General features: G+C 73.9%; 1 protein-coding gene. It reads left to right on the top strand.

Annotated elements, in window-relative coordinates; all coding sequences use genetic code 11:
* Positions 1 to 9,306, top strand: a 9,306-nt coding sequence (locus A5700_RS03245) for a non-ribosomal peptide synthetase (RefSeq protein ID WP_156671055.1), incomplete at both ends; no start/stop codon positions are given.

The raw sequence follows: 9,306 nt of genomic DNA, 5'->3' as shown, positions 1-9,306 counted from the left end.
CCCGCGCGCTGCCGGCGCCGGACTACTCCGACGCCGACCGCTACCGCGCCCCGGACAACGCGGTCGAGGAGCTCCTGGCCGGCATCTATGCCCAGGTCCTCGGGCTCGAGCGCGTCGGCGTCGACGACTCCTTCTTCGACCTCGGCGGCGACAGCATCTCGTCGATGCAGGTGGTGACCCGCGCGCGGGCCGCCGGCCTGACCTGCCGCACCCGCGACATCTTCGTCGAGCAGACGGTGGCCCGGCTGGCCCGGGTCGTCGAGGTGGCCGAGGACGGCGCCACGGCCGACGAGGGTGTGGGCCCCGCGGTGGCCACGCCGATCATCCGGTGGCTGCAGGACGTCGAAACCGCCGGCGGCGACATCGACCAGTTCAACCAGACGATGCTGGTGCAGGCCCCCGCGGGCGTCACCGAGCCCGACGTCGTGGCCGTGCTGCAGGCGCTGCTGGACCGGCACCCGATGTTGCGGCTCTACGTCGACAAGGACGCGGGGGAGTGGGCCCTGCACGTCCCCGAGGCGGGTGCGGTCGACGCGGCCAGCTGCCTGCTCACCGTCGACGCGCTGTCCGACGACGCGGTGGCCCACGCCCGGTCGCGGCTGAGCCCCGCCGCCGGCATGATGCTCAGCGCCCTGTGGGCGACGTCCACCAACCAGCTGGTGGTCATCGTCCACCACCTGGCCGTCGACGGCGTCTCGTGGCGAATCCTGTTGCAGGACCTCAACATCGCGTGGGCGCAGCGGCACGCCGGGCAGCCGGTGGCGCTGCCCGCGGCGGGCACGTCGTTCGTGCGGTGGTCGGCGCTGCTGGCCGAGCACGCGCAGCACCCGGACGTCGTCGCCCAGGCCGACGCCTGGCGGCGGGTGACGGCGACGCCGGCCGCCCTGCCCGCGGTGCGGCCCGAGGTCGACACCTTCGCCGCCGCCGGACACCTGTCGACGGAGCTGGACGCCGAGACCACCGGCATGCTGCTCGGCGCGGTGCCGGCGGCGTACCACGCCGGGGTGCAAGACGTTCTGCTCATCGCGTTCGCGTTGGCGGTCGCCGAGTTGGTCGGCGCGCCCGACGCGCCCGTCGCCATCGACGTCGAGGGCCACGGCCGCCACGAGGAGCTGCGCCGCGACGTCGACCTGTCCCACACCGTCGGCTGGTTCACCACCAAATACCCGGTGGCGTTGCGGGTCGGCGGGCCGACCTGGTCGCAGGTCGTCGCGGGTGGCGCCGCGCTGGGCGCGGCGCTCAAGGACGCCAAGGAACAGCTGCGGGCCCTGCCCGACCCGCTGACCTACGGGCTGCTGCGCTACCTCAACACCGACGTCGACCTGGGCGGCGCCGAACCGCCGATCGGGTTCAACTACCTGGGACGCCAGGGCGCCACCGCCGAGCTCACCGACGACATGTGGCGGCCTCAACAGGACGGCTGGTCGGCGACCCGCGCTGCCACCGACATCGCGATGCCGCTGATGCACACCCTGGAGCTCAACGCGGTCACCGTGGACACCGCCGCCGGACCGCGGCTGCACGCCAACTGGACCTGGGCGCCGTCGGCCCTCGACGAGGCGCAGATCACCCGCCTGAGCCGGCTGTGGTCCGAGGCCCTCGCCGGCATCTGCGCGCACGTGCGCAACGGCGGCGGCGGGCTGACGCCCTCGGACGTCGCCCCGGCGCGCCTCACTCAGCGCCAGCTCGACGAGCTCGCGAGCCAGCACGACATCGCCGACGTGCTGGCGCTCACCCCGGTGCAGCAGGGCCTGTTGTTCCACGCCAACACCGTCGCGGCCGGCGACGACCTGTACGCGGGACAGCTCGACATCAGCATCTCCGGCCCGCTCGACCCGCAACGCCTGCGAGACGCCGTGCGCGCCATGGTGATTCGCCATCCCAACCTGGTCGCACGGTTCTGCGACCAGTTCGCCGAGCCGGTCCAGATCATCCCGGCCGCGCCCGAACCCGCCTGGCGCTACGTCGAATTCGACGGCGCCGAGGCGCAAATCGCGCAGCTGTGCGCCGAGGAACGCGCCGCGGTCTGCGACCTGGCGGGCCAGCCGTCGTTCCGGGTGGCCGTGATCCGCACCGCGCCCGAGCGGCACCGGCTGGTGCTGACCAACCACCACATCGTGCTGGACGGCTGGTCGATGCCGATACTGCTGAGCGAGATCTTCGCCGGCTACTACGGGCAGCGGCTCCCCGCGCCGGTGCCCTACCGCGACTTCGTCACCTGGCTGGCCGCGCGGGATCACGACGCCGCCCGCGCCGCGTGGGCGCAGGTGTTCGCCGGATTCGACACCCCGACGTTGGTGAGCCCGCAGGACCGCGCCCAGCCCGGCCGGCAGCACGACGAATCCTTCACGCTGTCCGCCGAACTCACCCAGGCCGTCGGCGAGCTGGCCCGGTCGCGGCACACCACCGTCAACACCGTGCTGCAGGCCGCCTTCGCGCAGCTGCTGTGCGGGTTGACCGGCCAGCACGACGTCACCTTCGGCACCACCGTCTCCGGCCGGCCGGCCGAGGTCGTCGGGGCGGACGCGATGGTGGGCCTGCTGATCAACACCGTGCCGGTGCGCGCGCACCTCACCGCGACCACCACCACCGCCGACCTGCTGGACCAGCTGCAGGGCGCCTACAACCACACGCTGGACCACCAGCACTTGGCGCTCAACGAGATTCACCGCATCACCGGGCAGGACAAGTTGTTCGACACCCTGTTCGCGTTCGAGAACTATCCGATCGACGCGAGCGCGCTGTCGGGCGAGAGCGAGCTGGCGATCACCGACATCGCCACCCGCGAATCCACCCACTACCCGCTGACCATGCAGGCGCAGCCGGGGCGCGAGCTGCGGCTGCGCGTGGAGTACGACGGTGACGTCTTCGACGCGCAGGGCATCGCCGCCCTGATCGAGCGGTTGCGGCGGGTGCTGACGGACATGACCGCCGATCCGCAGCGCCCCCTGGCGTCGCTGGACGTGGTGGACGCCGCCGAGCGGGCCCGCCTCGACGGCTGGGCCGGCCGCGCGGTGCTGACGGAGCCCGCCACGCCCGTGTCGATCCCGGCGCTGTTCGCCACGCAGGTGGCCCGCAGCCCGCGTGCCGCGGCCGTGACCTTCGAGGGCCGGTCGATGAGCTACCGGCAACTCGACGAGGCCTCGAACCGGTTGGCGCACTTGTTGATTCGTCGCGGCGCCGGGCCGGGCGAAACCGTCGCGCTGCTGTTGCCCCGGTCGGCCGACGCGATCGTGGCGATCCTGGCGGTGCTCAAGACGGGGGCGGCCTACCTGCCCATCGACCCGGCGCTGCCCGAGGCGCGAATCGCGTTCATGCTCACCGACGCCGCGCCGTTGGCCGCCGTCACCACCGCCGCGCTGGCCGGCTTGCTCGACGGGCACGACCTGACGGTCGTCGACATCGCGCACCACACCGTCAGGGCCCAACCGAAGACGGCGCTGCCGGCGCCGGGCCCGGAGAACGTCGCGCACGTCATCTACACCTCCGGCACCACCGGTATGCCCAAGGGCGTCGCGGTCAGCCACCACAACGTCACCCGGTTGTTCGACGCGGCCGCGGTGTGCGTGGAGCTGACACCGGACCAGGTCTGGACCCAATTCCATTCGTACGCTTTCGATTTCTCGGTCTGGGAGATCTGGGGTGCGCTGCTGCACGGCGGCCGCCTGGTCGTGGTGCCCGACTCTGTGGCGCGTTCGCCGATGGACTTCCATGCTCTGCTGGTGTCGGAGAAGGTCACCGTCTTCTCCCAGACCCCGTCGGCGGTGCGGATGCTGTCGCCGCAGGGGCTGGAGTCGGCGGCGCTGGTGATCGGCGCCGAGCCCGTCCCGGCCGAACTGGTGGACCGGTGGGCGCCCGGGCGCGTGATGGTCAACGTCTACGGGCCGACCGAGAGCACCATCTTTGTGTCGGCCAGCGCGCCGCTGACCCCGGGCGCCGGCGCGCCGCCGATCGGTTCGCCGGTCCCCGGCGCGGCGCTGTTCGTGCTGGACGGGTGGCTGCGGCCGGTGCCGACCGGCGTCATCGGCGAGCTGTACGTGGCCGGTCGCGGCGTCGGCTACGGCTACGTGCGCCGCGCCGGCCTGACGGCGACGCGGTTCGTGGCGTGCCCGTTCGGGCAGCCGGGGGACCGCATGTACCGCTCGGGTGACCTGGTGCGCTGGGGCGCCGACGGGCAGCTGCAGTACCTGGGCCGGGCCGACGAGCAGGTGAAGATCCGCGGTTACCGCATCGAGGTCGGCGAGGTGCGGTCGGCGCTGGCCGCCCTCGACGGGGTCGACGAAGCGGTCGTGATCGCCCGCGAGGACCGGCCCGCCGACTTACGGCTGGTCGGCTACATCACCGGATCCGGCGACCCGGCCGAGCTGCGCGCCGAGCTGGCCGAGCGGCTGCCCGCCTACATGGTGCCCGCGGCGGTGGTGGTCCTCGAGACGCTGCCCATGACGGTCAACGGCAAGCTCGACGTTCGGGCGCTGCCGTCGCCCGAGTATTCCGCGGGCGGCTACCGCTCGCCGACCACGCCCACCGAGGAGATCCTGGCCGGCGTCTACGCCCACGTGCTGGGCGTCGACCGCGTCGGCGTGGACGACTCGTTCTTCGACCTCGGCGGCGACAGCATTTCGGCCATGCGCGTGATCGCCGCGGTCAACTCCGCGCTGGACGTCGGCGTCGCGGTGAGCGCCATCTTCGAGGCGCCCACCGTCGCCCAGCTCGCCCTGCGGGTCGGCGAGAGCACCTCGCGCCTGGAGCCGCTGGTGGCCGGCGAACGCCCGGCGGCGGTGCCGCTGTCCTTCGCGCAGACCCGGCTGTGGTTCCTCGACCAGCTGCAGGGGCCGTCCCCGGTGTACAACATGGCGGCGGCCCTGCGGATGCACGGGCGCCTCGACGCCCGCGCGCTGGGCGCCGCCCTGGGCGACGTCGTGGCCCGCCACGAGAGCCTGCGGACCGTGTTCTCGGCGCCCGACGGGGCGCCGCAGCAGGTGGTGATCGCCGCCGAGCGGGCCGACTACGGCTGGCAGACCGTCGACGCCACCGGCTGGACGGACGGCCGGCTGCACGAGGCCATCGAGACCGCGGCCCGTGGCACCTTCGACCTGGCGGCCGACATCCCGTTGCGCGCCTGGCTGTTCCGGCTCGCCGACGACGAGCACGTCCTGGTCTTCGTGGTGCACCACATCGCCGCCGACGGCTGGTCGTTGCGGCCGCTGGTGCGCGACCTGGGCCTGGCGTACGTGAGCCGCAGCGCGGGGCACGCCCCCGACTGGGAGCCGCTGCCGGTGCAGTACGTGGACTACACGCTGTGGCAGCGCGACCAGTTCGGCGAGCTCACCGACGCCGACAGCCGCATCGCCGGGCAGGTGGCCTACTGGGAGAAGGCCCTGGCGGGCATACCGGAACGGTTGCAGCTGCCCACCGACCGGCCCTACCCGCAGCAGGCCGACCACCGCGGGGCCACCGTGGACGTCGACTGGCCGGCCGACCTGCAGCAGCAGATCGCCGGGCTGGCCCGCGAGTACAACTCGACCAGCTTCATGGTGGTGCAGGCCGCGCTGGCGGTGCTGCTGTCCAAGGTCAGCGCCAGCAGCGACGTGGCGGTGGGCTTCCCCATCGCCGGGCGGCGCGACCCCGCCCTCGAGGATCTGGTCGGGTTCTTCGTCAACACCCTGGTCCTGCGCGTCGACCTCGCCGGGGACCCGTCGTTCACCGAGCTGCTGGCCCAAGTCCGCAGCCGCAGCCTGGACGCGTTCGAAAACCAGGACGTGCCCTTCGAGGTGCTCGTCGAGCGGGTGAACCCGGCCCGCAGCCTGACCCATCACCCGCTGGTGCAGGTGATGCTGGCCTGGCAGAACTTCGCGGGGCAGGACGGCGACGCCGGCACCGGGCTGGTCCTGGGCGGCGACGTCCGGGTCACCTCGATGCCCCTGGACACCCAGGTCGCCCGCATGGACCTGGTGTTCTCGCTGACCGAGCGCTGGACGGACACCAACGAGGCCGCCGGCATCGGCGGCCGGGTCGAATACCGCACCGACGTGTTCGACGCCGCCACGATCGAGGCGCTCGTCGCCCGGTTCCAGCGCGTCCTGGCCGCGATGACGGCCGACCCGACGCGGCCGTTGTCGTCGGTCGACCTGCTCGACGTGCGCGAGCGCGCGCGCCTCGACGCCATCGGCAACCGCGCGGCGCTGACCGCCGCCCCGGCGCCCCAGTCGATCCCGGCCGCGTTCGCGGCGCAGGTCGCCCGCACACCCAACGCGGTGGCGCTGACCTGCGGGGAGCGCACGTGGACCTACCGCGAGCTCGACGAGGCCGCCGACCGGCTGGCCCACCGCCTGGCCGGCCACGGCGTCGGCCGCGGCGAGCGGGTGGCGCTGCTGTTCCCGCGCTCCGCCGAGGCGATCGTCGCGATCCTGGCGGTGCTCAAGGCCGGGGCGGCCTACCTGCCGATCGACCCGGGCCTGCCCGCCGAGCGGATCGGTTTCATGCTCGGCGACGCCGCACCGATGGCGGCGCTGAGCACCGTCGAGCTGGCCGGGCGGCTGTACGGCCACCACGTCGTGGTCATCGACATCGGTGACCTGGAGGCCGCCGGTGCCGCCGACGCGCCGCCGGCGCCGCTGCCCGGCCCGGACCCGGACGACACCGCCTACCTGATCTACACCTCGGGCACCACCGGCACGCCCAAGGGCGTGGCCGTCAGCCACCGCAACGCGACCCAGCTGCTGGCGTCCGGCGACTCCGGCCTGCCGCGCGCGGGCGTGTGGTCGCAATGGCACTCCTACGGCTTCGACGTCTCGGTCTGGGAGATCTTCGGCGCGCTGCTGGGCGGCGGCCGGCTGGTCGTGATCCCCGACGCGGTCGTGCGGTCGCCGGAGGACTTCCACGCGCTGCTGGTCGCCGAGCAGGTCACCGTCGTCAGCCAAACCCCGTCGGCCGCGCAGGCGCTGTCGCCGCAGGGGCTGGAGTCGGCCACCCTGGTGGTGGCCGGCGAGGCCTGCCCCACCGAACTGGTGGACCGCTGGGCGCCCGGGCGGGCGATGATCAACGCCTACGGCCCCACCGAGGCCACCGTCTACGCGGCGGTCAGCGCGCCCCTGGCGGCCGGATCGGACGTGGTGCCGATCGGTTCGCCGGTGCCTGGCGCGGCCGCCTTCGTGCTGGACGAGTCGCTGCAGCCGGTGCCGCCCGGCGTCGTCGGGGAGCTGTACATCGCGGGTGCCGGGGTGGCCAACGGGTATTGGCGCCGCGCGGCGCTGACGGCGGCGCGGTTCGTGGCCTGCCCGTTCGGGCAGCCCGGCGCGCGCATGTACCGCACCGGTGACCTGGTGCGCTGGGGCGCCGACGGGCAGCTGCAGTACCTCGGCCGCGCCGACGAGCAGGTCAAGATCCGCGGCTACCGCATCGAGCTCGGCGAGGTGCGCGCCGCCCTGGCGGCGCAGGACGGCGTCGGGCAGGCCGCGGTCGTCGCCCGCGAGGACCGGCCCGGCGACAAACGCCTGGTCGGCTACGTCACCGGCACGGCCGACCCGGTCGAGATCCGCAGCCGGCTGGCCGACCAGCTGCCGGCGTACATGGTGCCGGCCGCGGTGGTGGTGATCGACGCGCTGCCGTTGACCCCCAACGGCAAGCTCGACGTTCGGGCCTTGCCGGCGCCGGAGTTCCGCGACGCCGGCCGCTACCGGGCCCCCGGCACCCCCGTCGAGGAGACGTTGGCCGGCATCTACGCGCAGGTGCTCGGCGTCGAGCGCGTCGGCGTCGACGACTCCTTCTTCGACCTCGGCGGCGACAGCATCTCGTCGATGCAGGTGGTGACCCGCGCGCGGGCCGCCGGCCTGACCTGCCGCACCCGCGACATCTTCGTCGAGCAGACGGTGGCCCGGCTGGCTCGGGTGGTGCAGGCGGCCGACGGCGACGCCGTCGTCGACGAGGGCACCGGGGAGTTCCCGGCGACGCCCATCATCCGCTGGCTGGAAAGCGTGCCCGGCCCGATCGACGAGTTCAACCAGACGATGGTGCTGCAGGCCCCCGCCGGGGTCGGCGCCGGTGACGACGCCGCCGTGACGGCGGTGTTGCAGGCGCTGCTGGACCGGCACGCCATGCTGCGGCTGCGCGTGCTGGGGGCGCCAGGGGAGTGGTCGCTGCAGGTGCCGGAGGCCGGCGCGGTGGCCGCCGGCGACTGCCTGCACACCGTCGACGTGCTGTCCGACGACGCCGTCCTCGAGGCGCGGGCGCGGCTCAACCCGGCGGGTGGCGTGATGCTCAGCGCGCTGTGGGTGCGCTCCACCGGGCAGCTGGTGCTCATCGTGCACCACCTGGCCGTCGACGGCGTGTCCTGGCGCATCCTGCTCGAGGACCTCAACATCGCGTGGGCCCAGCACCTCGCCGGCCAGCCGGTGGCGCTGCCCCCGGGCGGCACGTCGTTCGGCCGGTGGGCCACGCTGCTGACCGGGCGCGCCGGCGCCCCGGCGATGGTCGACCAGGCCGCCGCGTGGCAGCGGATCGCGGCCACGCCGTCCGCGCTGCCCGCCGTGCGCCCCGACGTCGACACCTACGAGACGGCCGAGCACCTGTCGGTGACGCTGGACGTCGAGACCACCCGCACGCTGCTCGGCGAGGCGCCGGCGGCGTTCCACGCCGGGGTCAACGACATCCTGCTCGTCGCCTTCGCGCTGGCCTGGTCCGAACTGCTCGGCACCCCGGGCGCGCCCATCGGCATCGACGTCGAGGGCCACGGCCGCCACGAGGAGCTGGCCGCCGGCGTCGACCTGTCCCGCACCGTCGGCTGGTTCACCACCAAATACCCGGTCGCCCTGCGCGCCGGCGAGTTGAGCTGGGCCCAGGTCGCGGCCGGCGCGCCGGAGCTGGGCGAGGTGATCAAGGCCGTCAAGGAGCAGCTGCGGGCCGTGCCGGACCCGCTCAGCTACGGCGTGCTGCGCTACCTGAACCCCGAGGTCGACCTCGACGGCGGCGACCCGCCGATCGGCTTCAACTACCTGGGCCGCGTCGGCGGCGCGGCGGCCGAGATCTCCGACGCGTTGTGGCGGATCAGCGCCGACGGCGCCTCGGCCACCGGCGTCAGCACCGCGGTGCCGATGCCGATGATGCACACCGTCGAGCTCAACGCCGGCACCGCCGACCTCGACGGCGGCCCGCAACTGCACGCCAACTGGACGTGGGCGCCGTCGGCCGTGGATCGGGTCCAGATCACCCGGCTGAGCCGGCTGTGGTTCGAGGCGCTCGCCGGCATCAGCGCCCACGTGCGCCGCGGCGGCGGGGGCCTGACCCCGTCCGACGTCGTTCCGGCCCGGT

It is taken from the genome of Mycobacterium sp. E1214, from assembly GCF_001666755.1.
Taxonomy (GTDB): domain Bacteria; phylum Actinomycetota; class Actinomycetes; order Mycobacteriales; family Mycobacteriaceae; genus Mycobacterium.
The sequence above is the reverse complement of the archived record's forward strand: the minus strand, read 5'-3'. Positions and strand labels throughout refer to the sequence as shown.